Raw genomic sequence first — 25,927 nt, forward strand, 5'->3', positions numbered from 1 at the left:
TGGGGTGTCGGGTCGGGTTTTGGTCGAGAGGTATCGAGAAGTTGGCACGCCGGGTAGTGCTCCACATCGGAGCGATGAAGTCGGGAACGACTTACTTGCAGGGTGCCCTCTACAAGAACAAGGGCCTCCTGGCCGAGCGCGGGTTCCTCGTGCCCGGCACCCGCTGGCGTCACCAGATCGAGGCCGTCCTCGATGTGAAGGGCCGCAGCAAGCATCCCCAGGGCGACTCGGTCGCCGGTGCCTGGGACCGGCTGGTCGCCGAGGTCGACGAGTGGGACGGCACCGCCCTGATCTCCGTCGAGCTGCTGGCCCCGGTCGGCCAGGGGACGGTCGATCGGGTCGCGTCGAGCTTCTCGGGGGTGACCCCCGAGATCGTGCTCTCGCTGCGTGACATCAACCGCCAGATCCCCTCGATGTGGCAGGAGCTCGTGCAGAACGGCTCGGACTGGACCTGGTCGGAGTTCCTCTCCTCGGTCAAGAAGAGCCGCCCCGGCGCCGCCGAGCGGCACCGCACCAAGCCGGGCAAGCGCTTCTGGAGCGAGCAGGACATGGTCTCCATCGCGCGACGCTGGGCCCAGGCCGGCCCGCTCCACCTCGTCACCGTGCCGCCCCCGGGAAGCCCGCCGCTGCTCCTGCTCGAGCGTTTCGGGGCGGCGATGGGCTTCGATCCCGAGGGCCTCAAGTCCGCGCCGCCGCGCAACACCTCCCTCGGCACCGCGACCGTCGAGGTGCTGCGCGGGCTCAACGCCGAGCTCAACGACCGTGGCCTGGCCTACCCGGCCGCGATGGGCCTGCGCAAGCACACGCTCGGCAAGCATCTGATGCCGAAGCTGACCATCGACGACCCACGCATCGGGCTCGCGGCGCCGCGCTGGACCCGTGCGTTCACCCGTGACCAGGACGCCCAGCTGCGTGGCCTGGACGCGACCGTCCACGGCGACCTCGGCGACCTCGCCCCGGTGGATGTCAGTGGCATCGACCCGCGCGAGGTCACGCACGACCAGGTCCGAGACGCTGCGGTGGCTTCCTACGCCGCGCTGCGTTCCGACCTCAACAAGAAGCTCGCCGACCCGACCATCCCAGACGAGGTCATCGACCCGGGGGCAGGCCGTAAGGCCTCCGCACGTGCGGTGTCCGCCCTGGCCGGCCTCGTGGAGTGGTCCGTCCGGCGAGAGGAGCTGGTCCGTACGTAGGGCCGCAACATCAACGGGGGATTCATTGTCAGGCACCTGGGGGTTGCGTCGTCGACGCAACCCCGTCGATGCGCAGCATCCAGAACGCGCCGGTGAGCTCAGTGGTGAGCCACCGCAGATCGCCGTGCTCACCATCACTCGCGACGAGGGCGACATGCTCGCGCGCTGGGTCGACCACTACGCCGCCCAGGTGGGCCACGACAACCTGCTCGTCTTCGACGACGGCTCCAGCGACGGCTCCACCGACGGCCTCCCCATCTCGGTGCAGCACCTGCCGGGTTTCCGGAAGGGCAACTTCGAGGCCGGCCGGATGAGCCTGGCCAGCGGCGTCGCGCGCGGCCTGCTGGGGGTCTACGACTGGGTGATCTTCACCGACGTCGACGAGTTCTTGATCCCCGACCCGGCGATCTACGCCGGTCTGCCCGACTACCTGGCGCGTCGCAGCGAGGACGTGCTCGCTCCGTACGCGCTCAACGTCGTCCACCACACCGCGGTCGAAGGGCCCCTGGTCGCCGGCGAGCCGATCCTCGGCCAGCGGGCCTACGCGAAGTTCGCGCCGCTGATGTGCAAGCCGTCGATCAAGCGGGTGCCGGCGCCGTGGACGTGCGCCTCCCACGGGATCAAGGCCGCCTATCGGCCCGACCCGAGCCTGTTCATGGTCCACATGAAGTTCGCCGATCTCGACCTCCTCCAGCGGCAGGCCGACCTGCGCAACGAGCTGGCCAGGACGGTCGGGCGTGGCCGGGGCAGCTCGTGGGGACGCTCGGGCGACGACCTGGGCACGCTGCTGACCCGGCAGACCCGATCGGTCGGCGCCGACGTGCCGGTCTTCGACCCGGCGGCGATCGTGCCCACCGGCCTGGTCCGCGAGGAGGACGGCGTGCATCGTGCGGTCGGCAAGGGCCACATCGACAACCTGCAGCGCCAGCCGCTCGTACGCATCCCCGAGCGTCTTCACGGCCTGGTGTGACCCCGTCGTCCACGTGCGTGGGACGGACGTAGGCTGAGCATCGGCGGTGGGCTAGGTTACTGCTCGGTAATCCTAGGACAGCAACACCGTCAGACTCACCGACGAGAGGCCGCAGATGAGCAAGACCAACCCCGGTAACTTCTTCGAAGACTTCCAGGTCGGACAGGTCATCGAGCATGCGACGCCCCGCACGGTGACCGATGGCGACCGGGCTGCCTACGGCTCGATCTACCCGACCCGCTTCGCAGTGCCCTCGAGCGCCGTCTTCGCGGCGTCCGTCGGGCTCGAGCGGCACCCGGTCGAGGAGCTGATCGGCTTCCACATCGCCTTCGGCAAGACCGTGCCGGACGTGTCGCTGAACGCCGTGGCCAACCTCGGCTACGCCGAGTGCCGCTTCCACCAGCCGGTGGTGCCGGGCGACACGCTCTCGACCAAGTCGGAGGTCATCGGCCTCAAGCAGAACTCCAACGGCAAGTCGGGTGTCGTCTACGTGCGCTCGACCGCCACCAACCAGCGGGGCGAGGTCGCGATCGAGTGGGCGCGCTGGGTGATGGTGCACAAGCGCGACCAGGACGCCGCGGCCCCCGAGGCCGTCGTGCCCGAGCTGGCCAAGGCGGTCGACGCCGAGGACCTGATCGTGCCGAAGGGCCTGAACTTCTCGGCGTACGACTTCACCGCCGCCGGCGAGCCGCACCGTCTGGCCGACTACGAGGTCGGCGAGAAGATCGACCACGTCGACGGGGTCACCCTGACCGACTCCGAGCACCAGCAGGCCACCCGGCTGTGGCAGAACACCGCGAAGGTCCACTTCAACTCCGAGGTGCGGCCCGACGGGCGCAACCTCGTCTACGGCGGCCACATCATCTCCCTGGCGCGAGCGCTCTCGTTCAACGGCCTCGCCAACGCCCAGCTCATCGCCGCGATCAACGGTGGCGCGCACACCGCGCCGGCCCACGCCGGTGACACCGTCTACGCCTGGTCCGAGGTGCTCGACCGGGTCGAGGACGTCGCCCCGGGCGTCGGCGCGCTGCGCCTGCGGCTGGTGGCCACCAAGGGCCGCGACGAGTCGATGACCCTGCGCGGCGACGACGGGAAGTACGCCCCCGGCGTGCTGCTCGACCTCGACTACTGGGCCCTCATCCCAGCCTGAACACCGACGAAGGACGCACTCAGATGACCAACCACACCGTCTCGAGCTCCGCTTCGACCAAGAAAGCAATCTTCGTCTCCGGCTCCGCCCAGGGCATCGGCAAGGCCATCGCCGAGAAGTTCGCGGCCGAGGGCTGGTTCGTCGGCATCTACGACATCGATGCCGAGCTCGCCAGGCAGGTCGCCGCCAGCCTCGGCGAGGCCACCGCCGTCGGCGGAGCGGTCGACGTCACCGACCCTGCCTCGTGGAAGGCGGCGCTGGAGGAGTTCGCCACCGCAGCCGGAGGCCGCCTCGACCTGCTGATCAACAACGCGGGGATCCTGCGCGCCGGACGTCTCGCCGACGTCGACCTGGCCAAGCACCACCAGACCATCGAGATCAACGTCAACGGCGTGATCAACGGCTGCCACACGGCCTACCCCTACCTGCGCGCCACCCCGGGCTCCGGGGTGATCAACGTGTGCAGCGCGAGCGCGATCTACGGGCAGCCCGAGATCGCCTCCTACAGCGCATCGAAGTACGCCGTGCGCGGCCTCACCGAGGCGCTGGAGCTGGAGTGGCGCAAGGAGGGCATCCGGGTGCAGGCGGTCTGGCCGCTGTGGGTGAAGACCGCGATGCTCGACGACAACGTCGCCTCGTCCCACGGCACGCTCGGCGTACGCCTCACCGTCGACGACGTCGCCGACCAGGTCTGGGAGATGGCCCAGCCGCGCACGGGGCTGCTCCGGCTGCCGAAGGTGCACACCGCGGTCGGGTTCCCGGCCAAGGCACTCTCCGTCGCCGCCGACCTCGCGCCCAACGTGCTCTCCCGCGAGGTCAACAGGCTCATCACCCGGGCGTGACCCGGCGGCCGGCCCGCGGGCTGGTTTGATGGGGGCATGGCCCTCTACCTCGTCAGGCACGGCACCACCGAGTGGTCCCGCAACGGCCGACACACCTCACGCACCGACCTCCCCCTCCTGAGCGAGGGGGAGGCGGACGCGAAGGCGCTGGCGCCGCGGCTGGCCGAGCAGAGGTACGCCGCGGTGCTGACCTCGCCGCGACAGCGGGCGCGGCGTACGGCTGAGCTCGCGGGCTTCCCCGACGCCGTCGTCACCGACGACCTGGTCGAGTGGGACTACGGCGACTACGAGGGCATCACCACCGAGGAGATCCAGCGCAGCGACCCGGGCTGGAGCCTGTGGACGGCGCCGACGCCCGGAGGAGAGTCCGCCGACGCCGTGCAGGAGCGGCTCGGTCGCGTCGTCGACGCTGCCCGGACGCGTGCGGGCGACACGCTCGTCTTCTCCCACGGGCACGCGCTGTGCGCCCTGGCCGCGGTGTGGCTCGGCCTCCCCGTCAGCGAGGGGCGACTCTTCAGGCTCGACACCGCGACGGTCTCGATGCTCGACGCCCACCACGAGCAGCCGGTGATCAAGCGCTGGAACGGGTAGCGACCCGCCTGACCTGGGCAGATGCTTGACCGGACCGGCGTGAGGAGTCACCGTTGTGGGGTGGCTCTCGCGGTCGGCTGTCCACGCTGCGCGACGCCGGTGGCCAGCGTCGGTGCCGGTGGCAGCCACTCGTGCCCCGAGCACGGCGTGGTCACGCCGGTGTGGCGCACCGACACGGCCTCCTATGCCGACCTGGTCGAGATCCTCGAGCTGGCCGGCGACGTGCCGACCTTCCTGCCCTGGCCGATCGGGTCGGGCTGGACGATCGCCGACCTCGCCGTCGTGGGCGATGCGACCAAGGGGGCGGCGACGCTGCTGACCCTGAGCGGCACGACCCCCGACGACGGCCAGGTCGAGATGACCGTGGTGACCGAGGAGGCCGGTGTCGGGCTGGGGGCTCGGTGCGCGCGCACCGCGGGCCCCGATCCCGGCGTCGACGCGTGCACCGGACCGCCCACGACGAAGGTGCGCGCGGCCGGGCAGCAGGTGCCGCTGTGGCCGATCACCCAATGGACGAACGGGGCCGAGGAGTGGGAGCGGTCGGTCGTGGTCGGCGAGGCCGACGGCCGCTGGCTGTGGATGGTCTTCCGTCCGGCCACGGCGATGCTGATGCTCCAGGACGGCTGGCACCTGCGCGAGGTCGGCGAGCTCGGCATGCAGATGGTCGAGCTGCCCTTCGGCGGGCCTCGCGGATCCTGGTGGGACCACTAGCTCTCGCACCGCGAGGGAACACAACCACTAGGATGTGCGGGTGCGCATCGACCTCCACACTCACTCGCGGGTGAGCGACGGGACCGATTCGCCCACCGAGCTGATGCAGGCCGCGAAGGCCGCCGGGCTCGACGTCGTCGCGATCACCGACCACGACACCGCCGACAGCTGGGACGAGGCGGCTGCTGCCGCCGCCGAGGTCGGCATCGAGCTGGTGCGCGGCATGGAGATCAGCACGATCCACGCCTACCACGGCGTGCATCTGCTGGCCTACCTGCCCGATCGCACCTATCCGCCGCTGGTCGACGAGCTCGAGCGGGTGCTCGAGGGGCGCGACGGACGGCTGCCGCTGATGCTCGACCGACTGGCCGGCCTCGGCATCGAGATCTCCCTCGAAGACGTCGAGGCGGTCTCCGGCGATGCCGCTGCCTCGGGCCGCCCGCACCTGGCCGACGCCCTCGTCGCCAAGGGGTATGTGCGCAGTCGTGACGAGGCCTTCAACCGCTATCTGGGGGCCGGCAGACCGGCGTACATCAACCGCTACGCCGCCCCGCTGGAGCCGATGATCCGTACGATCGCGGCCGCCGGTGGAGTCACCGTGATCGCCCACCCGTGGGGCCGGTCGACGCGCCAGCAGCCCGACGAGGCCGCCATCTCCGCGCTGGTCGATGCGGGCCTGTCCGGGCTGGAGATCGACCACCAGGATCACAGCCCCGAAGTGCGCGACAAGCTGCGGGTGATCGCCCGTGACCTCGACCTCGTGGTGACCGGATCCAGCGATTACCACGGCACCGGCAAGGTGGGTCACGATCTGGGTGTGAACACCACTGCACCAGCCGAGTATGCGCGGCTCCTGGAGCGAGCCGCCGCGGCCTCGGCGGCCTCCGGACGAACCACCCCGGAGGTCGTACGTTGACCGAGATCTTCGTCTCCACGTTCGTGACGCTCTTCGTGATCATGGACCCGGTCGGCACGATCCCGGTCTTCCTCTCGCTGACCGCCGGCCAGTCACCGGCCAAGCAGCGCCGCGCCGCGATCTTGGCGGTCGCGGTCTCGTTCCTGGTGATCACGATCTTCGCGCTCTTCGGCCAGGCGATCCTGCACTTCCTGCACATCTCCCTCGAAGCGCTGCAGTGCGCGGGCGGGCTGCTCCTGCTGCTGGTCGCCCTCGAGCTGCTCACCGACAACTTCGACGACCCGGTCGCCGCCGCCGGAGCCAACGTGGCGATGGTGCCGCTCGGCACCCCGCTCCTGGCAGGCCCGGGCGCGATCGTCGCGACGATGGTCTTCGTCCAGGACGTCGACTCGATCGGGACGGGGTTCGGGCTCGGTCTCGGCCTGGTCGTCGTGCACCTCACCCTCCTGCTCGCGATGATCTTCTCCATCCCGATCCTCAAGGTGCTCAAGGAGTCCGGCGTGCTCCTCATCACCCGCATCGCCGGTCTGCTGCTCTCCGCGATCGCCGTCCAGATGGTCGCCGACGCCGTGACCACCTTCATCGCCAACGCCAACGGCTGAGGTTCGAGGTAGTCCCAGAGGGTGATGGGCCGGAACGTCTGGGACTACCTCCGAGCTACTTGCGGCCGAGGCTCTGGAACTTCTGGAGCACCCCGCTCGGCACGACCCGGGCGAGGGTGGCGAGGGTCTTGTAGCGCTTGCTGGGGATCGAGAAGGTCTTGTTGTCGTCGTAGTCGTCGAGGGCCTCGCGGACAAGGTCGTCGACGTTGAGCCACATCCAGGCGGGTGCGGAGTCGTGGCCGGAGCCGAGGCGCTGGTGGAACTCGGTCTTGGTGAACCCCGGGAGCAGGGCCATCACCTTGATGCCGTTGCCGGCGTACTCGTTGTGGGCCCACTCGGTGAAGGAGTTGATCCAGGCCTTCGCGGCCGAGTAGGTGCCGCGGGGGAGGTAGGAGGCGACGGAGCCCACGTTGATGATGCCGCCGTGGCCACGGGCGACCTGGGCGCCCAGAGCAGCGTGGGAGAGGCGCAGCGGGGCCGTGATGAGCACCTCGGCCATCGCGGTCTCCTCGTCGGTGGTGTTGTCGAGGAAGTGGTTCTTGAGACCGTGGCCGGCGTTGTTGACCAGCAGGTCGACCGGACGGTCGGCGTCGGCGAGACGGGCCTCGACCACCCGCTGGCCGTCGCGGTCGCCCAGGTCGGCGCGGAGCGTCTCGACGGTGATGCCGTGAGCAGCGGTGAGGTCCTTGGAGACGCCGTCGAGTCGGGCCTCGTCACGTGCGACGAGGATCAGGTCGTGGCCGCGGGAAGCGAGCTGCTGGGCGAAGGCGAGTCCGATTCCGGCGGTGGCGCCTGTGATCAGCGCGGTGGGGTTCGACATGCGGCCAAGTTCTACCATGTCCGTCCGGTGGGCCTGTCGTGTGACAGTTGACTTGCGGTCGTACGGGTAGATGATGGTGCTCGTGGACAACGCTTGCCGGCGTCTCCGGCGCATGACGCAGAGGTGAGCCGCTCAGGGCGGCACCGGGTCGGCCGGTCCCCTCGTAAGGGACGGGCCAAGTCGGTCATTGCCGCGGCCATGCTGACCTCCGCCGGGATCTACGGCGGCGTCGAGATCCTCGCCGACCCTCGCGCGACCGGCGAGCCGGTCACCGGGGCCGCGGGCGCGCGCATCGATCCGGACGTGACCTTCCGCGACCCGATCTCGCCGATCGACGCCCAGCGCGAGGCCGACCTGTCCCGTCGGCTCGCCGAGCGGCGGATCACCTTGGAGAAGGCGCTTCCCGAGCGCTCCGGAGACGGTCGACGGGCGGTCTTCTCGATCAGCCGCCAGCGTGTCTGGATCGTGTCGGAGAAGGATCGGGTGCGGCGTACGTATCCAGTCTCCGGCAGCGTCTACGACAACCTGAAGCCCGGGAGGTACAAGGTCTTCTCCCGCTCCGAGCACGCCAGGGGCATCGACGACTCGGGCACGATGCGATGGTTCGTACGCTTCACGAAGGGCCCCAACGCCGCGATCGGGTTCCACAACATCCCGGTCGACAAGGGCAAGCGCGTGCAGACCCGGGGCCAGCTCGGCACGCCGCTCTCGCACGGCTGCGTGCGGCAGGCCGAACCCGACGCGAAGGCCATGTGGCGCTTCGCGTCGGTCGGCACGCGAGTGGTCGTGACGCGCTAGGGCGCCGGCGACTCGGTGAGCCGGTCAGTCGGCCTTGGGGGAGGAGCCGCCCGAGGAACGACGGCGACGGCGCCGGCGGGGCGCCGACCCCTCGCTCTTGCCCTCGCCGGACCCGGCGTTGGCGGCAGCCGGCGCGCCGGACTTCTCGACGACCTGGCCGCCGCGCGACCGGGTGCGCTGGCGGTCACGGTTGCGGGGAGCGCGCTCGCGCTTCTCGCCCTCGGACCTGGGGCCCTTGTCCTTGGGGCGGTCGGGAGTGGCCGCCTTGATCCGGCCCTTGGTGCCCTTCGGGATGCCCATGTCGTGGAGGAAGTTCTCCGAGGACGAGTAGGTCTCGACCGGCTCCTCGAAGGGCAGGTCGAGGGCCTTGTTGATCATCTTCCACTTGTGCAGGTCGGCCCAGTCGACCAGCGTGACCGCGACACCGGAGGCGCCGGCGCGGCCGGTGCGGCCGATGCGGTGGACGTAGGTCTTCTCGTCGTCGGGGGTCGTGTAGTTGACCACGTGGGAGACGCCGGTGACGTCGATGCCGCGAGCGGCGACGTCGGTGGCCACCAGCACCTCGATCTTGCCGTCACGGAACCGCTGCATGACCCGCTCGCGCGCGGCCTGCTGCATGTCGCCGTGGAGCGGCGAGGCGGGGAAACCGCGGTCGGCGAGGTCGTCGGCGACGCGCTGGGCCTGGCGCTTGGTGCGGGCGAAGACGACGACCTTGTCGTGGTCCTCGCACTGCAGCAGGCGGCCGATCATCTCGGGCTTGTCGAGGTCGTGGGCCTGGTAGACGAACTGGGCGGTGGCGGGCACCGTCTCGCGCTCGGTCGAGGACTCGGCGCGGATGTTCATCGGGTGGCGCATGTAAGAGCGCGCCAGCGCCACGATCGCGCCCGGCATGGTGGCCGAGAAGAGCAGGGTCTGGCGGGTCTCCGGGGTGAGGGTGACCAGCTTCTCCACGTCGGGCAGGAAGCCGAGGTCGAGCATCTCGTCGGCCTCGTCGAGCACGAGCGCGTGCACGTGGGAGAGGTCGAGCACCTTCCGGTTGGCCAGGTCGATCAGGCGGCCGGGGGTGCCGACGACGATGTCGACGCCCTTCTCCAGACCCTCGATCTGCGGCTCGTAGCCGGCGCCGCCGTAGATGGTCAGCACGCGGAGGCCGCGGTCTTCGGAGATCAGCGAGATCTCGGCCGAGACCTGCATGGCCAGCTCGCGGGTCGGGGCCACGATCAGCGCCTGCGGCTTGCCCTGGGGCAGGTCGAGGTAGTCGGGGTCCTTCGGGGAGACGCTGCGCTGCACGACCGGGATGCCGAAGGCCAGCGTCTTGCCGGAGCCGGTGCGCGCCTGGCCGATCAGGTCGGTGCCCTGCAGGGCGACCGAGAGGGTCATCTCCTGGATGGCGAAGGGGGTGGTGATGCCTTTGCGCTCGAGGGGAGCGCAGATCTCGGGGTGAACACCGAGGTCCTTGAACGTTGTCATGATTTCGTCGCTACTCGCTTGTCTCATCGAATGCGGCGAGCGACTCACGGGTGTCTCGGGCTTGCCGGGGGCGAGTGCCACGCCGCGCACATACGGGATCCAGTCCTCCGCCGTGTGATGTGAATCCGGGCGGTGCTGGGTCGGTCGATCATCATTCTATCGGTAGGGTTCTCCCGTGGTTGCATCCTCAGAGTCCAAGGGTCTTCAGGATCCGTTCGGTGATCCCGTCTACAAGGCCGCTGTCATCGACGTGCTGGGTGCGGTCGCCTACGGCGAGGTCTCGGCCGTCGAGCGCCTGACCGACGACGCGAAGATGGCGCCGTCGCTGGAGGACAAGACGGCGCTGCTCGCGATGGCGGCCGCTCAGCAGGCCAAGATCCAGCCGGTCCTCGACCGGCTCGGGGAGCTCGGAGTCGACGCGTACGCCGCCATGGAGCCGCTGCGTGAGGGCTTCGACGCGTTCCACACCCACACCAGGCCGTCCGACTGGTGGGAGTCGCTGGTCAAGGCCTACGTCGGCGACGGGCTCGCCAACGACTTCTACCGCGAGATCGCGGGCTACCTCGACGAGGAGACCCGCAAGCTCGTCGTCACCACCCTCGAGGACTCCGGGCGAGCAGACTTCGTGGTCGACCGGGTGCGGGCCGGCATCGAGGCCGACCACCTCATCGGCGGCCGGCTGGCGCTGTGGGGTCGTCGTCTGATGGGCGAGGCGATCACCCAGACGCAGCAGATCGCGGCCACCCGCGAGGGTCTCAGCGGCCTGATCATCGACGACCACCTGCCGGGGCTCGACCTCGGCACCATCGGAGAGATGCTGACCCGGATCACCCAGCGCCACGTCGAGCGCATGGGCAAGCTCGGCCTCGAGCACTGAGGATCGGGCCGATCCCCGGCATCACCTGGACCGGATGGTCGGGAGCGCAGATCGCTCCCGACGCCTCCGGCGTGTGGACATCTCCTGAGGTCAGCCCGGGTTTCGCCTTCGACGAGCTGGTCGCCTCCTGGAACGTGACCACCCCGCCCCAGACGTGGGTCGAGGTCGCCGCGCAGGTGGTCGCGGCATCGGGGGAGCGCAGCGGTTGGCTGGTCCTGGCGCGGTGGTCGAGCGACCCGGCCTTCGTCTCGACCTCCGTCGGCGGTCAGGACGACCCGATCGCGGTCGCGGCCGACGACACGATCCTGGGGCGCGAGGGGCGCATGTTCACGGGTTTCGTGGTGCGGCTCACGGTGCACGGTCCCGCGGGGAGCCGGCCCCGGGCGAGCCGGCCCCGGGCGAGCCGGCCCCGGGTGAGCCTGCTGGGGGCGATGGTCTCCGCCGATGCTCGTGGCTCGGCGCCGGGAGCCGTCCCGGGGCCGTCGGCTCGCGGGAGGGTCGTGGGTGGCGTACCGGCCTATTCGCAGCAGCTCCATCGTGATCGCTGTCCGCGCTGGGACGGCGGCGGTCAGTCGTGGTGCAGTGCGGTGTCGACGGCGATGGTCGCCGACTTCTGGGGCGTCGGTCCGTCGAGCGCGGAGATGGCCTGGGTCGACTACAAGACCCCTGACCCGCAGGTGCCGTTCACGGTGCGCGAGGTCTACGACGAGGCCTTCGGCGGCGCCGGCAACTGGGCGTTCAACACCGCCTACGCGGGCTCGCGCGGCCTGGTCGCGTACGTCACCCGGCTCCGCTCCTTCGCCGAGGCCGCCCGGTTCGTCGAGGCAGGGATCCCGCTCGTGCTCGCCGTCTCCCACCAGGAGGGCGAGCTGACCGGCGCCGGGTATGTCACCAACGGCCACCTGCTGGTGCTGGTCGGCTTCGACACCGACGGCAACCCGGTCGTCCACGACCCCGCCTCCCACAAGATCCCCAGCGACGAGGAGGTGCGAGCGACGTACGACCTCGTCGAGCTCGACCGCGCCTGGGCCCGGTCGGGGAGGGTCGTCTACGTCATCCACCCGCCGGACGTCGCGCCGCCCGAACCTCCGAGCCAGCCGAACTGGGCGTGATCAGGAGCTGTAACACGCTGTTCGTAGGACTATCCGGTCGTTTAGATAGGGCGAGTAGTACTACGAACGACGTGTTACAGCTCGCCGCCGCCCAGCCGGGAACAGCGAAGCGGCCCTGCCCCCAGGGGCAGAGCCGCTTCGAGCGACCTGGGTGAAGCTCAGGCCTTGGACTTGCCGGTGATGCCGGCAGCCACGACGACCGCGATGGCGGCGACGACGACCTGCCAGAGGTGACGCCACCAGTCGATGCCCTTGGACGTGTTCCACATGTCGTAGTCGGGGTTGCCCTCGACGTTGCCGGCCACACCGAAGATGGCGTAGTAGATCCAGCCACCGACGAGCATGCCGATGATGCCGCAGACGACGACGAGCCAGAACGGAATGTTGTCCCGGCTGCCCGGGGCGAGGAACTTGCCTAGCAAACCGATGACGACGCCACCGATGAGGGTGACGAGAATGGTCCCGATCATGCCTTATCCCTTCAGGTTGAGATTGACGCTAAGAATGCGCCGATAACTCGATCTTGCACCTGTTGGGACGAGTTTGCACGGACAACATGGCCCAAACCCGGAAAGTGCTCCCGGATCAGGGCCTTCGTCGACCGGGTCAGCCGGCGAAGCCGACCTTGCCGGTCTTGGTCGGGCCGAGCTCGACGTAGGCGAGCTTGTCGGTCGGCACGATCACCTTGCGGCCCTTGGTGTCGGTCAGTGCGAGCACCTTGCCGCCATCGAGGGCGTCGGTGATGAGCTTCTCCACCGACTCGCTCGACTCCTCGGTCTCTACGACGAGCTCACGGGCGGCCTGCTGGACGCCGATCTTGACCTCCACGGGTCCTCCTTGCGATGGGTCGATCAATGCTTCGGAATCCTCTCACACAGGAGGTGAGGAACCCCGTCGTTGCGCTACGAGCGGAATCGGGTGGTCTCGGTCGTTCGTGCTCAGTCGTTCTTGGGATAGCCGCGGATGCCACGCCAGGCGAGGCCGGCGACCAGGCGAGCGGCGTCGGCCTGGGAGAGGCCGCCGTTGTCGTGGAGCCAGAAGCGGGCGCTGACCTGCGCCTGGCCGACGAGCCCGACAGCGAGCAGGTGGGAGGCGGCGGCGGGGAAGCCGGTGTCTTCGGCGATGACCTCGGCGACGGCCTCGGCGCACGCGTTGGTGACCCGGTCGACCTGCTCGCGCACGGCGGGGTCGTTGGTCAGGTCGGACTCGAAGACGAGCCGGAACGCACCGGTCTCGGAGGCGACGTAGTCGTAGAAGGCCTCGACGGTGCGGGCCACGCGCTCCTTGTTCTCGTCGGTCGATGCCAGCGCTGCGCGACAGCCGTCGATGATCTCGTTGCTGGACTTCTCCAGCAGGGCGAGATAGAGGTCGAGCTTGCCGGGGAAGTGCTGGTAGAGGACGGGCTTCGAGACGCCGGCTCGCTCGGCGATGTCGTCCATCGCGGCAGCGTGGAAGCCGTAGGCGACGAAGACCTCGAGAGCGGAGTCGAGAAGCTGGGCTCGTCGCTCCGTCCGGGGCAGACGTGCCCCGCGCGGACGAGTGGGGTCGAGCTCGGATTGGTGCATGGTCACGCCCGCAGCCTACCCGCTGGTACTCGGATTGCGGGACGGGTCGTTCCCATCTCCTCCGATGAGGGAACATGGAGTGGTGCCCGCGGTGTTCAAGCAGGCATACGTACGTCCGAACTGAGGAGCAGTTGTGTCCCTAGCCCCGCTCGTGGAGCCCGCCGACGAGCTGACGATCGACGAGGTGCGCCGCTACAGCCGCCACCTCATCATCCCCGACGTCGGCATGGACGGGCAGAAGCGCCTGAAGAACGCCAAGGTGCTGGTCATCGGCGCCGGCGGCCTCGGATCGCCCGCGCTGCTCTACCTGGCCGCCGCCGGCGTCCACACTCTGGGCATCGCGGAGTTCGACGAGGTCGACGAGTCGAACCTGCAGCGCCAGATCATCCACGGTCAGTCCGACATCGGGAAGTCCAAGGCGCTGTCCGCCAAGGAGACGATCGCCGAGACCAACCCCAACGTCGAGGTGATCCTTCATGAGGGTCGGCTCGACAACGACAACGTCATGGACGTTTTCCGGGGCTACGACCTGATCGTCGACGGCACCGACAACTTCGCGACCCGCTACATGGTCAACGACGCGGCGTACTTCCTCGGGATCCCGTACGTCTGGGGCTCGATCTACCGCTTCGACGGTCAGGCCTCGGTCTTCGCGCCCTCCCTGGCCGACGACGCGCCCTGCTACCGCTGCCTCTACCCCGAGCCCCCGCCCCCGGGCATGGTGCCGAGCTGCGCCGAGGGCGGCGTGCTCGGCGTGCTGTGCTCCTCGATCGGCTCGATCCAGGTCAACGAGGCCATCAAGCTCCTCACCGGCATCGGTGAGCCGCTGGTCGGCAGGCTGATGATCTACGACGCGCTCGAGATGGAATACCGCAAGCTGAAGGTCCGCAAGGACCCGAACTGCGCGCTGTGCGGCGAGAACGCGACCGTCACCGAGCTGATCGACTACGACGCCTTCTGCGGCGCGGTCTCCACCGAGGCCGCCGACGCCGCGGCCGGTTCGACGATCTCGGTCACCCAGCTCGCCGACATGATCAAGGAGCGCGACGAGGGCAACCGTGACTTCGTGCTCGTCGACGTGCGCGAGCCCAACGAGTTCGAGATCAACAAGATCCCGGGCGCGGTGCTGATCCCCAAGGGCGACTTCCTCAACGGCAACGCGATCCCGCAGGTCGCCGAGCTGACCTCGGACGGTGCCAAGCCGCTCGTGTTCCACTGCAAGAGCGGCGTACGCAGCGCCGAGGTGCTGGCGATCGCGAAGGGCGCCGGCTACGGCGACGCCGTGCACGTCGGCGGTGGCGTGGTCGCGTGGGTCAACCAGATCGACCCGTCGCAGCCCTCCTACTGATCCGCCTTCCCGGCGAGTCTCGGCAGGCTCGAGAACCGGGTTACTGTTCTGTTGGCCAGCGGTGGCCCCTCTGGGGTCGCCGCTGGCTTTATCTGTGTCGGGGGTAGCCGATAGTTTGACGGCGCAGCTGCGGGGGGCGGAGCTGCCCAATGCACGAACCTCGGAGGATTCGACGTTGTCCACACGCGCTCGTCTCAGCGCGACGCTCGCCGGTGCCACCCTGGCCGGCGGTCTGCTTCTCGGTGCCCCTGCCCATGCGAGCGACGAGGTCCCCAGGCCGGCCTCAGACTCCGCCGTCGGCTCGACGATCGACCCCCAGAGACTGGAGTCGAACGTCGCCGACCCGACCCGCGGAATACCCCCGTCCTATGTCTTCGCCGGTGTCGGCGCCCTGCTGATGGGCGCGGGCGTCACCATGGCTGTCCGCCGCAGACGGGCTGAGGCTGTGGCACGCTCGGCCGAGTGAGCTACGGCTACGACCACTACGAGCCTCCCCGGCGGCCCAGGCGGCAACCCAGCCTGAGAACGCTCGTCGGGGAGGTCTTCGTCGTCGTCCTGGTGATCGCCGTCGCGGTGCTCGGCTATGCCGCCTACGACTACTACGCCAAGATCGGCGAGGCGCAGCAGGCGAGCGCCGCCCCGTCCGGGACGACGTCGTCGATCCCCGCGGAGGCCCTCGCCGAGGTGCCGAAGAAGAAGGGCAAGGTGCGCGGCGTCTCGATCCCCACGCTCAACGTGCACGCCGACGTGGTGCCGTTGTCGATGGAGAGCGGCACGCTCACTCCGCCCGCCGACTCCGCCCTCATGGGCTGGTGGAAGGGCGGCGCCAAGCCCGGTGCCGACGCCGGGTCTGTGCTGATCGTGGGGCACACCCTGCACAACGGCGGCGGCGTGCTCAACCATCTGGGCGAGGTCGGCGTGGGCGAGAAGATCGTCGTACGCACGAAGAACGACGAGTTCGACTACACCGTCCGTTCGGTGCGCGATCTCTCCAAGGCGCAGGTCGCCGAGCGCAGCGAGATGCTGTTCGACCCCGACGGCGAGGCCCGCCTCGTGGTGGTGACCTGCGACGACTGGGACGGCACCTCGTTCCAGGGCAACACCGTGGTCGTCGCCACCCCTGAAGGTTGATCTGTCAGCCGTCCCACGTGGTGAACAAGTCGTAACCTCCACGCCTCGGGCGTCGTTGAGTGTGAGTCACGTCACCGATGAACCGAGGCTCCCCACATGCTCCGCACACGTCGCTCCGTCCGCCGCGCCGCAGCCCTCGCTGCCAGCGTCCTGACTGCCGCTCTCGTGCCCGCCCTGATCCCCACCCCCGCCCACGCCTGGGCGCCTGCTGACACCGCCCGGATCACCCCCGGCGTGCAGATGTACACCAAGGGTGCTCAGTGCACGTCCAACTTCGTCTACACCGACTCCGCCTCCAACGTCTACGTCGGCTACGCCGCGCACTGCGCCGGCCTCGGAGAGGCCACCGACACCAACGGCTGTGCGGCCAAGTCGCTCCCGGTCGGCACCCCGGTGACCTTCAACGAGGGTGGCTCGCTGCTCGACGAGGGCACCGTGATCGGCAAGGGCACCCTGGTCTACTCCTCCTGGGAGACCATGCAGAAGCGTGGCACCAAGGACCCCGACACCTGCGCCTACAACGACCTCGCGCTGGTCAAGGTGAGTGACGCCGACAAGGGCAAGGTCAACCCGAGCATCCCGATCTGGGGCGGCCCGACGGGCATCGACACCGACGGCACCGCCGCCGGTGACCGGGTCTACTCCTACGGCAACTCCTCGCTGCGTGCCGACCTCGACCTGCTCTCCCCGAAGGTCGGCCTCTCGCTCGGTGACGACGTCAGCGGCACCCGCTGGTCGCACCCGCTCTACAACGTCACGCCCGGCATCCCCGGCGACTCCGGCTCGGGCTTCCTGAGCGGCGAGGGCAAGGCCGTCGGCACGCTGTCGACCCTGGGCCTGGCGCCGCTGCCGGCCTCGAACAACATCGGTGACCTCGACCTCGAGCTCGACTACGCCAAGGCGACCTCCGGCATCTCCGGACTGCGCCTGGTCAACGGCACCGAGCCGTTCAAGGGTGCCCTCTGAGCGACACCGCTTGATCGAACCGTTTGATTCCTCCCGGTCGGACGTGACTCGCTAACCTCGAGCCATGACCGACCGGGAGGCGTACGTCGAGGCTGTGCTGCGGCTGGTCGAGCAGGTCCCGCGCGGGCAGGTGACCACCTACGGCGCGATCGCCGACGCCCTCTTCGACGAGTTCGGGGGCGGGCCGCGACAGGTCGGCTCGGTGATGTCGCGCGAGGGCGCCGGGATGCCCTGGTGGAGGGTGGTGCGCGCCGACGGCTCGTTGCCGGCCTCCCACGGGGAGGACGCCCGACAGGCCTATCTCGAGGAGGGCACCCCGCGGCGTACGTCTGGAGCGGTGGACCTGCGCAGCGCGATGTGGCTGCCGCCTACGATGTCGGGGTGATGTATCGCGCCCTCCACGCAGTCGTGCCACCCCTGCTTCGCGCGATCTGGCGCCCTGCGGTGACGGGGGCCGAGAACGTCCCGCGCAGCGGCGGGGTGATCCTGGCCAGCAACCATCTCAGCTTCGCCGACTCGATCGTGATCCCGTCGGTCTCGCCCAGGCGCGTGCACTTCCTGGCCAAGTCGGACTACTTCACCGGCACCGGGCTCAAGGGCGCCGCCCAGAAGGCGTGGTTCGAGGGGCTCGGGATGCTTCCGGTCGACCGCGACGACCCGCAGGCAGCGCTGGGCTCGCTGGAGGTGGCGCTGGAGGTCCTGGGCAAGGGCGAGGCGTTCGGGATCTACCCCGAGGGCACCCGCTCGCGCGACGGGCGGCTCTACCGCGGGCGTACGGGCGTGGCGCACCTGGCGCTGACGGCCGGTGTGTCGGTCGTGCCGGTGGGGCTTCGGGGCACGGCTGAGCTGCAGCCGGTGGGGTCCAACGTGCCTCGTCTGGCCAAGGTCTCGGTCGCGTTCGGGCGGCCGATCGAGGTGGCCGGCCGTTTCGACGGGGTGCCTCTCGGCAAGGCTCGCCGCGTGATCACCGACGAGGTGATGGAGTCGATCGCCGCGCTGAGCGGTCAAGAGCTGGCCGGCGTCTACAACGAACGGCCGGCAGACGCCTGATCGGCTCTTGCGCCCGGCCGAGAACGGGCGCACGCTGGGAGGTGGATTTCTCCTAGCAGCCGAGGTGAGGCAGATGGCCACCACGACCGTGTTGCAGGACGAGCTGCGACACAAGCACGACGAGCTTGCCGGCCGACTGGTCCACGCTCGCAGCATCATCGCCAGACCGGAGCAGACCCGACGGGGTTGTCCGCCGATCGACCAGTTCAACGCCGGCGCGAGCCGCCACCTGCACGCGGTCGACGAGGCGCTCCTGCCCGCGGTCAGCGCGCACTGTGCCGACGGCGCCGACCTGGTCCATCGCTACCTGCCTGTAGCGCGTCATCTGGAGGTGCTGCTCTTCCACGTCAAGGCGCACGAGTACGGCTCCACCTGGGAGACCACCCACGACTGGCCGCGCTTGTGGGACGAGGTCGAGGCGGCCCTGGTCGCTCAGCAGGAGATGGAGGACGAGCTGGTCGCGCAGCTGGTCGCGGAGGCTCCCGACGACGATCTGCTCCTGGTCGCCGAGCGGATCGCGGCCGCCGACCGCCGTGCGCCCTCGCGCCCGCATCCGCACCTCCCGCACACCGGGCTTCCCGGAAAGGTCGTACGCCGCATGACCCGCCCCGTCGACGCGGTCTGGGACGCCGTCGAGGGCCGTGACGGCGGTGGCCCCAAGCCCGCGCCGCACAAGAAGCCCGGGCCGTGGTGGCAGTATCTGCTCGGCGACCCGCGCTTCCCCGACGACCCGGCCGACGCGGGACGGCACAATGAGCCGGGTGAGCGCTGACTACATCTTCGAAGGAGCCGTCATCGAGTGGCGCGGGCCGGCGCCCTACTTCTACGTGCCCATGCCGGTGGAGGACGCCGAGGACCTCAAGGAGGACGCCCGCGGGCTGGAGTACTGGGGCCAGGTCGCCGTCACCGCCACCATCGGCGAGACGACGTTCACGACGGCGCTGTTCCCCAAGGACGGCACCTACCTGCTCCCGTTGAAGGTCGTCGTACGCAGGGCGGAAGGGATCGACCTCGACGACGTCCTGGAGGTGCGGATGCGGTTGGGCCACGACTGAGTGGATCTCGACCCGCTTCGCGGCTTCGCTGGCTCAGCCGCTGCGCTCGCTCGATCTCCTCGCGTCTGCCCGACGCAAGCGCCGGGCAAGGCTCGGATGTCGGTGCTCTCTGATTGGGTGGTCCCGTGAGCGTCGCCTACCGCCTTGCCCCGCCGCCGAGCGCTGCCCCCGTGCCGGTGCTCGACGAGCACCAGCGCTCGGTCGTGGAGCATCCCGGCGGGCCGCTGCTGGTGCTGGCCGGGCCCGGCACCGGCAAGACCACCACGTTGGTCGAGGCCGTCGTGGATCGCATCGAGAACCGCGGCGTACGCCCTGATCAGCTGCTGGCGCTGACCTTCTCCCGCAAGGCCGCCGAGCAGCTGCGTGACCGGGTCACCGCGCGGCTCGGGCGCACTCTGTCGGGGGCGGTGTCCTCGACGTTCCACTCCTTCGCCTACGGGCTGGTGCGGCGCTATGCGCCGGCCGAGCTCTACTCCGCGCCGCTGACCCTCCTCTCCGCGCCGGAGGCCGACGTGGTGCTGCAGGAGCTGCTGGCCGACAGCCCGGAGTCGGTGCGCTGGCCGGAGCGGTTCCGGATGGCGGTCGGCACCCGAGGCTTCGCGCGCGAGGTGCAGACGGTGATCGCGCGGGCGCGCGAGCGGGGGTTGGACCCCGACCAGCTGGTAGCGCTCGGCCGTGACGAGGGCATCGCCGAGTTCGTCGCGGCCGGGTGGTTCCTGGAGCAGTATCTCGACGTGCTCGGCGCCCAGTCGGCCATCGACTATCCCGACCTGATCATGCGCGGGGTGATCGAGGCCGAGCGGCATGCGGCCGAGCTGCGTGCCGAGTTCGCCTGTGTCTTCGTCGACGAGTATCAGGACACCGACCCTTCACAGGTGGCCCTGCTGCAGGCGCTGGCCGGAGACGGCCGCGACCTGGTCGCCGTCGGCGATCCCGACCAGTCGATCTACGGGTTCCGGGGCGCCGACGTCAACGGGATCCTCGACTTCCCCTCGCAGTTCCCCACCCGGGAGCGTCGGCACGCCCCGGTGGTGGCTCTGGGCACGACCAGGCGGTTCGGCTCGCGGCTGCTGCGGGCCTCGCGCTCGATCGCCGCGGGCATCTCGGTGCGTGGGTCGATCCCGGCGGGTGCCTACGACACGTTCCGCAACCCGCACCCGCTGGCCTCCGACCCCGGGCGCGCCGAGGTGCTCACCTTCGACACCGACCGTGCCGAGACCGAGCACATCGCCGACCTGCTCCGCCGGGCTCACCTCGAGGACGGCACCGACTGGTCCGACATGGCCGTGCTGGTGCGCTCGGGACGCACCTCGATCCCGCAGCTGCGCCGGTCGCTGACCGCGGCAGGGGTGCCGGTCGAGGTCGCCGCCGACGAGACGCCGCTCGTGCGGGAGCCGGCCGCGGCCGTGCTGCTCGGCGCGCTCGGGGTGGTCATCGACGCCGACGTCGACTCCGATCTCGACGAGCGCTACGTGCGTGCCGACCGCTGTGAGGAGCTGCTGACCGGTCCGCTCGGCGGCTTGGATGCCACCGATGTTCGCGCGTTGACCCGCACGCTGCGGGCCAGGTTCCCGGACGTCGCCGCCCATGATCTCGTACGCCGCTCCGTGCTCGATCCGTCGCTGCTCGCCGCCCCTCCCGCTGGTCGAGCCGCGAGGCCGCCTGCGGCCGAGCGTGTCGAGACCAACACGGTCGACTCGAGCGCGACGGGGGACCGTGTTGGTCTCGACACGGATTCGTTCGTACCTCACGAATCCGGCTCGACCGGCGGGGGCGGCTCGACCAGTGACGGCGAGGAGCGGGTGCTGGGGCGCGTACGTCGCCTTGCGGGGCTTCTCGCCGAGGCCCGGGCCGCGCTGAAGGGTGGGGCCGGGGCCGAGCAGGTGCTGTGGACGCTGTGGGACGGCGCCGACTGGGGCCAGCGGCTGCGGTCGCAGGTGGAATCGGGCGGGCCGGCGGCGCGGCTCGCCCACCGCGACCTCGACGCGGTCGTGGCGCTCTTCGACACGGCCGCGAAGATCGAGGGCCGTCAGGAGTTCACCTCGGTCGAGACCTTCCTGGCCACGCTCCGCGCCCAGGAGATCCCGGCCGACACCCTGGCCGACAAGGGCGTACGCGGCTCGGCGGTGCGGCTGCTGACCGCCCACCGCTCCAAGGGGCTGGAGTGGGGTCTCGTGGTGGCCGCCCACGTCCAGGAGGGGGCCTGGCCCGACCTGCGCCGGCGCGACTCGCTCCTCGGCCCCGACCGGATCGCGCCGGCGATGCCCGACGGTCATCATGGTGGTCTGCTGCCGCCGCTGACCCGCACGGCGATGCTTGCCGAGGAGCGCCGGCTCTTCTACGTCGCCGCCACCCGCGCTCGCTCCCGGCTGGTCGTGACCGCGGTGAAGTCGCCCGATGACGACGGTGACCAGCCGTCGCGGTTCATCAACGAGCTGGGCCTGCGCGAGGATCAGATCCGCCACCGCGTCGGCCGTCCGACGCGACCACTGTCCTTGGCCGGGCTGGTCGCCGAGCTGCGCCGCACCGCGGCCGACCCGGCTCAGCCCGCCGGGCTGCGTGACGCCGCCGCCCGGAGGTTGCAGAAGCTGGCCGCCACCGAGGTGCGTGGCAAGCGGATCGCGGCCGCCGCCGACCCGTCGACCTGGTGGGGGCTGCGGGCTCCGACGTACGCCTCGGCCCCGGTGCGCGCCGAAGACCGTCCGATCACGCTGAGCGCGTCGGCGCTGGAGGCGATCCTGACCTGCCCCGCGCAGTGGTTCCTCGCCCGCGAGGCCGGGGGCGCCGTCGTCGACTCCTCGAGCCAGGGGTTCGGCAAGGTGGTGCACGCGATCGCCGAGCAGCTCGCCCGCGGCGACCTCGACGCCGCAGGGGTCGATGACCTGATGCCGTTCGTCGACGAGGTCTGGGGCCGACTCGAGTTCCGTACGCCGTGGTCGGCCGCCCGCGAGCGCGAGGCCGTCTACGACGTGCTGGCAAGGTTCTTGACCTGGCATCGGCGCCCCGGAGCGCGCACCGTCATCGGGTTCGAGGAGCAGCTGACCGCGAAGGTCGAGCTGCCCAGCGGGGAGACCGTGCGGCTCAACGGCTATGCCGACCGGTTGGAGCTCGACGAGAGCGGGAGGATCGTGGTCGTCGACCTGAAGACGGGGAAATATCCGCCGACCGCGCAGGAGGTCAAGGAGCACGGTCAGCTCGGTCTCTACCAGCTCGCCGTCGAGCACGGCGCGGCCTCCGCGCTGGCGTCCGGAGCGACGTCCGGGGGAGCCGAGCTGATCCAGCTGCGCCATGCCGCGGGCTCCGGGAGCGAGCTGCCGAAGGTGCAGGTGCAGGCGCCCGAGCCGCCGGAGATCATCACCCAGCTGGAGAAGGCCGTGGCGACGGTGCGGGCCGAAGACTTCGTGGCCAGACCCGGCAAGCACTGCGACCGGTGCCAGTTCGTCGCGCTCTGCCCCACCCAGACCTCGGGATCGGTGCTGTCATGACCTCGGATGCGCACCATGAGATGAGCTCGGCCATGAAGGTCGACACGCCCGAGGAGCTCGCCAAGCTGATGGGCCACGACTGGCTCTACAGCGAGGAGCAGTTCCGCGCGATCACCGCACCGCTGGAGCCGGCGGTGGTGATCGCGGGCGCCGGGTCCGGCAAGACCGCGGTGATGGCGGCGCGGGTGGTGTGGCTGGTCGCCACCGGCCGTGTGCTCCCCGGTGAGGTGCTGGGCCTGACCTTCACCACGAAGGCGACCGCCGAGCTGAACACCAGGATCCGGGAGTCGCTGCAGAAGGCGGGTCTGTGGCCGGAGCGTCGCGCGAGCGTGGGCGTGGGCGGCACGGAGGGTCCGCCTCGGCCCGGCGAGGAGGACGACGAACCCGTCGAGCCGACGGTGGCGACCTACCACTCCTATGCCTCCGGGCTCCTCTCCGAGCACGGCCTGCGGATCGGTCACGAGCCCGACACCCGGCTGATCGCCGACGCGACCCGCTACCAGCTGGCCGCTCGCGCGGTGGCGCGGCACACCAACCCGGTCGAGAAGCTGACCGACTATCCCAAGCTGGCCGTGCAGCAGCTGCTCGCCCTCGACGCCGAGCTCTCCGAGCATCTCGTCGACATCACGACCCTGCGGGCCTACGACCGCAACGAGCGGTCGCTGTTCGCGCTCGAGGTGGCCGATCTGAGCGCGCAGCTGGCCGACGGCAAGCGGGTGAAGACCAAGCTCACCAAGGTCGAGAAGGCGATCGACGCGATCGACAAGCGCTATGAGCTGCTCGATCTCGTCGACGGCTACCGGCGCCTCAAGGACCGGCTCGGCCTCATGGACTTCTCCGACCAGATCGCCCTGGCGGCGCGGCTCGCGATGGAGACGCCCGACGTGGGCGAGATCGAGCGCGGCAAGTTCAAGGTGGTGCTCCTCGACGAATACCAGGACACCTCGGTCGCGCAGGCGCAGATGCTCGCTCGTCTCTTCGGTGACGGTCACCCCGTCACCGCGGTCGGCGACCCCAACCAGGCGATCTACGGCTGGCGCGGCGCGTCGGTGAGCAACATCATCGAGTTCGGCCGCGACTTCCCGACCGCCGACGGGCGCCGGCCGGCGTACTCCCTGACGGTCAACCGCCGCTCCGACGCCCGCATCCTCGCCACCGCCAACCACCTGGCCGCCCAGCTCTACGAGGGCCGTGAGCGGGAGCGTCTGGTAGCCGCCGAGGGGGCCAGCGACGGCGAGGTGCGGGTGCATGTCCACGAGACGTACGACGAGGAGCTGCTCTGGCTCGCCGACCAGGTGGTCGAGGCCCATGAGGCGGTGGGGGAGTGGAAGGAGATCGGCGTGCTGACCAGGGACAACTCTCAGGCCGCAGCCGTCTTCGACGCGCTCACCGCTCGCGAGATCCCGGTCGAGATCGTCGGCCTGAAGGGGCTGCTCAGGCTGCCTGAGGTGGCCGAGGTGGTCGCCACGATGGAGCTGCTCCACGACGTCACCGCCAACGCCGCGCTGCTCACCCTGCTCGCCGGTCCGCGCTGGACGATCGGCCCACGTGACCTGGCGATCTTGGGCCGCAGGTCGCGCGACCTGGCCGGTGTGGTCGGCGGCGCGGCCGAGTTCGCCGACATCGAGCGGCAGCTGGAGGCGGCGGTCGAGGGCACCGACCCGACCGAGATCCCCTCGCTCAACGACGCCCTGGAGGATCCCGGCGACGAGGGCTACGACTACTCGCCGCAGGCCAGGGAGCGGTTCACGATGCTGGCCGACGAGCTGCGCGGGCTGCGGCGCTCTGTCAACGAGCCGCTCCTCGACCTGGTTCGTCGGATCATCGACGTCACCGGCATCGACGTCGAGCTGGCCGCCTCGGTCTCGCCGGCGGCAACGGCCCGACGCGACAACCTCGACCTCTTCGTGCAGGCGGTCGCCGAGTTCGAGGGGCTCGACGGACAGGTCACCCTGGCCGCGCTGCTGGCCTACCTGGAGGCCGAGGACGAATACGGCCAGGGCCTCGACGTCGCCACTCCGTCGGAGGCCGACTCGGTCAAGCTGCTCACCGTCCACCGTGCCAAGGGCCTCGAGTGGGACGCCGTCTTCCTGGTCGGCGTGACCCACAAGAAGTTCCCCACCGGCCAGACGCGCTCGTCGTGGCTGACCGTGCCCTCGGTCATGCCCGCCGCGCTCCGTGGTGACCGCGACGACCTGCCGCAGCTCCTCGGCCACGACGCCGACTCGATCGATGCGCTCCTCGCCGAGCGCAAGGAGCACGAGCGCGTGGAGGAGCTGCGGCTCGCGTACGTCGCCTGGACCCGCGCCCGGCACACCCAGTTCGTCTCCTGCTGGCGCTGGTCGCCGTCGATCAAGGAGGGGCGCGGGCCGTCGCTCTACGTGGAGAAGACCCGGGAGGCGCTGCTGCAGTGGGGCGCCAGGCCCGACCGCTGGGCCGAGGTCGTCGTGAAGGGCGAGGAGGAGAACCCGTACGCCGCCCAGGAGGTCGACCAGCCCTGGCCGATCAACCACCACACCCCTGAGGTGGAGCGACGTCTGGAGGCGGCCAAGTTGGTCAGGGAGGCATCGCCGGGGCCTGATGATCTCGACGACCTCACCCTGCTCGAGACGGTGAACCAGTGGGACGAGGAGATCGAGCGGCTGCTCACCGAGGCCGAGCGCGAGCGTGCTCCCGAGGTGGTCGTGCCGCTGCCGTCCTCGATGTCGGCCACCTCGATGTCGAGGTTGCGTGACGACCCGCTCGGTTTCGCCGCCGATCTGGTGCGTCCGATGCCCCGCAAGCCGTCTTCTCAGGCCCGATTCGGCACTCGGTTCCACGCCTGGGTGGAGGCCCGTTTCGGCCAGCAGGACCTCTTCGACCCCGACGACCTGCCCGGCCGCGCCGACCACGGCATCGAGGACGAGTCAGGTCTCGAGGAGGTCATCGCCGCCTTCGAGAAGGGCCCGTTCGCCAACCGGCCGCCGTTCCGCGTCGAAGCCGCGTTCGCGATCGTGCTCGCAGGTCAGGTCGTGCGCGGTCGCGTCGACGCCGTCTATCAGGAACCCGACGGCAGCTACCTGATCGTCGACTGGAAGACCAACCAGGCCCAGAACGCCGACCCGCTCCAGCTCGCGCTCTACCGTCTCGGCTGGGCTGAGCTGATGGGCATCCCGTTGTCGCAGGTCAGGGCAGCGTTCTACTACGTACGCTCGGGAAAGCTCGTCGAGCCGCAGGCTCTTCCGGACCGCGCCCGCCTGGAGCAGATCGTGGCTCCGCCGGCAGCGGGGTCCTAG

General features: G+C 70.1%; 26 protein-coding genes. 21 read left to right on the forward strand and 5 right to left on the reverse strand.

Features of this window, described 5'->3' with window-relative positions:
- Positions 1-41: 41 nt before the first annotated feature.
- The 8 genes from FB381_RS23825 to FB381_RS05970 all read left to right on the forward strand — a co-directional run bounded on the left by FB381_RS23825 (position 42) and on the right by FB381_RS05970 (position 6,975).
- The gene (locus FB381_RS23825; protein ID WP_170225069.1) at positions 42-1,193 is read left to right on the forward strand and encodes a hypothetical protein; all 1,152 of its coding nucleotides are present in this window, start codon (positions 42-44) and stop codon (positions 1,191-1,193) included.
- 25 nt (positions 1,194-1,218) lie between these two features.
- Positions 1,219-2,163 carry a glycosyltransferase family 2 protein gene (locus FB381_RS05940; protein ID WP_170225070.1) on the forward strand — a complete coding sequence of 315 codons (945 nt, stop codon included), beginning with the start codon at positions 1,219-1,221 and terminating at the stop codon, positions 2,161-2,163.
- Positions 2,164-2,278: 115 nt separating this feature from the next.
- A complete protein-coding gene (locus FB381_RS05945; RefSeq protein WP_141779437.1) occupies positions 2,279-3,313 on the forward strand; it encodes a MaoC family dehydratase in 1,035 nt (344 codons plus the stop codon).
- 23 nt (positions 3,314-3,336) lie between these two features.
- Positions 3,337-4,155, forward strand: coding sequence for an SDR family oxidoreductase (locus FB381_RS05950; RefSeq protein WP_141779438.1), 819 nt, complete (start codon positions 3,337-3,339; stop codon positions 4,153-4,155).
- A gap of 36 nt (positions 4,156-4,191) precedes the next feature.
- Positions 4,192-4,746: a histidine phosphatase family protein gene (locus tag FB381_RS05955; protein WP_141779439.1), complete on the forward strand. Its 555-nt coding sequence runs from the start codon at positions 4,192-4,194 to the stop codon at positions 4,744-4,746.
- A gap of 60 nt (positions 4,747-4,806) precedes the next feature.
- Complete coding sequence (locus FB381_RS05960; RefSeq protein WP_141779440.1) at positions 4,807-5,457, forward strand: DUF6758 family protein; 651 nt, start codon at positions 4,807-4,809, stop codon at positions 5,455-5,457.
- Between the two features lie 40 nt (positions 5,458-5,497).
- A complete protein-coding gene (locus FB381_RS05965) occupies positions 5,498-6,373 on the forward strand; it encodes a PHP domain-containing protein (protein WP_141779441.1) in 876 nt (291 codons plus the stop codon).
- Positions 6,370-6,975, forward strand: a complete 606-nt coding sequence (locus FB381_RS05970) for a MarC family protein (RefSeq protein WP_141779442.1) — start codon at positions 6,370-6,372, stop codon at positions 6,973-6,975. Before FB381_RS05965 ends, FB381_RS05970 begins: the two co-directional genes overlap by 4 nt.
- A 55-nt stretch (positions 6,976-7,030) precedes the next feature.
- On the opposite strand, the gene FB381_RS05975 is transcribed toward FB381_RS05970, so the two are convergent.
- Positions 7,031-7,795 carry an SDR family NAD(P)-dependent oxidoreductase gene (locus tag FB381_RS05975; protein ID WP_141779443.1) on the reverse strand — a complete coding sequence of 255 codons (765 nt, stop codon included), beginning with the start codon at positions 7,793-7,795 and terminating at the stop codon, positions 7,031-7,033.
- A 198-nt stretch (positions 7,796-7,993) separates the two neighbouring features.
- On the opposite strand from FB381_RS05975, the gene FB381_RS05980 reads away from it, so the two are divergent.
- Positions 7,994-8,593, forward strand: coding sequence for a L,D-transpeptidase (locus tag FB381_RS05980; RefSeq protein ID WP_141779444.1), 600 nt, complete (start codon positions 7,994-7,996; stop codon positions 8,591-8,593).
- Positions 8,594-8,617: 24 nt separating this feature from the next.
- Here the strand turns inward: FB381_RS05980 and FB381_RS05985 are convergent, their stop codons facing one another.
- Positions 8,618-10,063, reverse strand: a complete 1,446-nt coding sequence (locus FB381_RS05985) for a DEAD/DEAH box helicase (RefSeq protein ID WP_141779445.1) — start codon at positions 10,061-10,063, stop codon at positions 8,618-8,620.
- Between the two features lie 175 nt (positions 10,064-10,238).
- Between FB381_RS05985 and FB381_RS05990 the strand changes: the two genes are divergently transcribed.
- Both FB381_RS05990 and FB381_RS05995 read left to right on the forward strand, forming a co-directional pair.
- Positions 10,239-10,940 (forward strand): ferritin-like fold-containing protein, encoded by a 702-nt coding sequence (locus tag FB381_RS05990; protein WP_141779446.1) that lies wholly within the window; start codon positions 10,239-10,241, stop codon positions 10,938-10,940.
- Between the two features lie 71 nt (positions 10,941-11,011).
- Positions 11,012-12,052, forward strand: a complete 1,041-nt coding sequence (locus tag FB381_RS05995) for a C39 family peptidase (RefSeq protein WP_141779447.1) — start codon at positions 11,012-11,014, stop codon at positions 12,050-12,052.
- 158 nt (positions 12,053-12,210) lie between these two features.
- On the opposite strand, the gene FB381_RS06000 is transcribed toward FB381_RS05995, so the two are convergent.
- The 3 genes from FB381_RS06000 to FB381_RS06010 form a co-directional block, all read right to left on the reverse strand.
- Positions 12,211-12,522 (reverse strand): hypothetical protein, encoded by a 312-nt coding sequence (locus tag FB381_RS06000; RefSeq protein ID WP_141779448.1) that lies wholly within the window; start codon positions 12,520-12,522, stop codon positions 12,211-12,213.
- Between the two features lie 136 nt (positions 12,523-12,658).
- Complete coding sequence (locus FB381_RS06005; protein WP_141779449.1) at positions 12,659-12,880, reverse strand: DUF3107 domain-containing protein; 222 nt, start codon at positions 12,878-12,880, stop codon at positions 12,659-12,661.
- A 110-nt stretch (positions 12,881-12,990) separates the two neighbouring features.
- On the reverse strand, positions 12,991-13,617 hold the full coding sequence (locus FB381_RS06010; RefSeq protein WP_141782623.1) for a TetR/AcrR family transcriptional regulator: 627 nt from the start codon (positions 13,615-13,617) through the stop codon (positions 12,991-12,993).
- A 133-nt stretch (positions 13,618-13,750) separates the two neighbouring features.
- Between FB381_RS06010 and moeZ the strand changes: the two genes are divergently transcribed.
- The 10 genes from moeZ to FB381_RS06060 all read left to right on the forward strand — a co-directional run bounded on the left by moeZ (position 13,751) and on the right by FB381_RS06060 (position 25,927).
- On the forward strand, positions 13,751-14,965 hold the full coding sequence (gene moeZ, locus FB381_RS06015; RefSeq protein ID WP_141779450.1) for an adenylyltransferase/sulfurtransferase MoeZ: 1,215 nt from the start codon (positions 13,751-13,753) through the stop codon (positions 14,963-14,965).
- 175 nt (positions 14,966-15,140) lie between these two features.
- The gene (locus FB381_RS06020; RefSeq protein ID WP_141779451.1) at positions 15,141-15,431 is read left to right on the forward strand and encodes a hypothetical protein; all 291 of its coding nucleotides are present in this window, start codon (positions 15,141-15,143) and stop codon (positions 15,429-15,431) included.
- Positions 15,428-16,096: a class F sortase gene (locus tag FB381_RS06025; RefSeq protein WP_141779452.1), complete on the forward strand. Its 669-nt coding sequence runs from the start codon at positions 15,428-15,430 to the stop codon at positions 16,094-16,096. The genes FB381_RS06020 and FB381_RS06025 overlap by 4 nt, the downstream gene beginning before the upstream one ends.
- Before the next feature lie 96 nt (positions 16,097-16,192).
- Positions 16,193-17,062 (forward strand): hypothetical protein, encoded by an 870-nt coding sequence (locus tag FB381_RS06030; RefSeq protein WP_141779453.1) that lies wholly within the window; start codon positions 16,193-16,195, stop codon positions 17,060-17,062.
- A gap of 64 nt (positions 17,063-17,126) precedes the next feature.
- Positions 17,127-17,447 carry an MGMT family protein gene (locus FB381_RS06035; protein WP_141779454.1) on the forward strand — a complete coding sequence of 107 codons (321 nt, stop codon included), beginning with the start codon at positions 17,127-17,129 and terminating at the stop codon, positions 17,445-17,447.
- Positions 17,420-18,112, forward strand: coding sequence for a lysophospholipid acyltransferase family protein (locus FB381_RS06040; RefSeq protein ID WP_246087979.1), 693 nt, complete (start codon positions 17,420-17,422; stop codon positions 18,110-18,112). The genes FB381_RS06035 and FB381_RS06040 overlap by 28 nt, the downstream gene beginning before the upstream one ends.
- Positions 18,113-18,185: 73 nt before the next feature.
- Positions 18,186-18,884 (forward strand): hypothetical protein, encoded by a 699-nt coding sequence (locus FB381_RS06045; protein WP_141779455.1) that lies wholly within the window; start codon positions 18,186-18,188, stop codon positions 18,882-18,884.
- Positions 18,874-19,167: a DUF1905 domain-containing protein gene (locus FB381_RS06050; RefSeq protein WP_246087980.1), complete on the forward strand. Its 294-nt coding sequence runs from the start codon at positions 18,874-18,876 to the stop codon at positions 19,165-19,167. The genes FB381_RS06045 and FB381_RS06050 overlap by 11 nt, the downstream gene beginning before the upstream one ends.
- A gap of 125 nt (positions 19,168-19,292) precedes the next feature.
- On the forward strand, positions 19,293-22,652 hold the full coding sequence (locus FB381_RS06055) for an ATP-dependent helicase (RefSeq protein WP_141779457.1): 3,360 nt from the start codon (positions 19,293-19,295) through the stop codon (positions 22,650-22,652).
- A complete protein-coding gene (locus tag FB381_RS06060; RefSeq protein ID WP_246087981.1) occupies positions 22,649-25,927 on the forward strand; it encodes an ATP-dependent helicase in 3,279 nt (1,092 codons plus the stop codon). Before FB381_RS06055 ends, FB381_RS06060 begins: the two co-directional genes overlap by 4 nt.

It is taken from the genome of Nocardioides albertanoniae, from assembly GCF_006716315.1.
In the GTDB taxonomy this organism is placed as follows: domain Bacteria; phylum Actinomycetota; class Actinomycetes; order Propionibacteriales; family Nocardioidaceae; genus Nocardioides; species Nocardioides albertanoniae.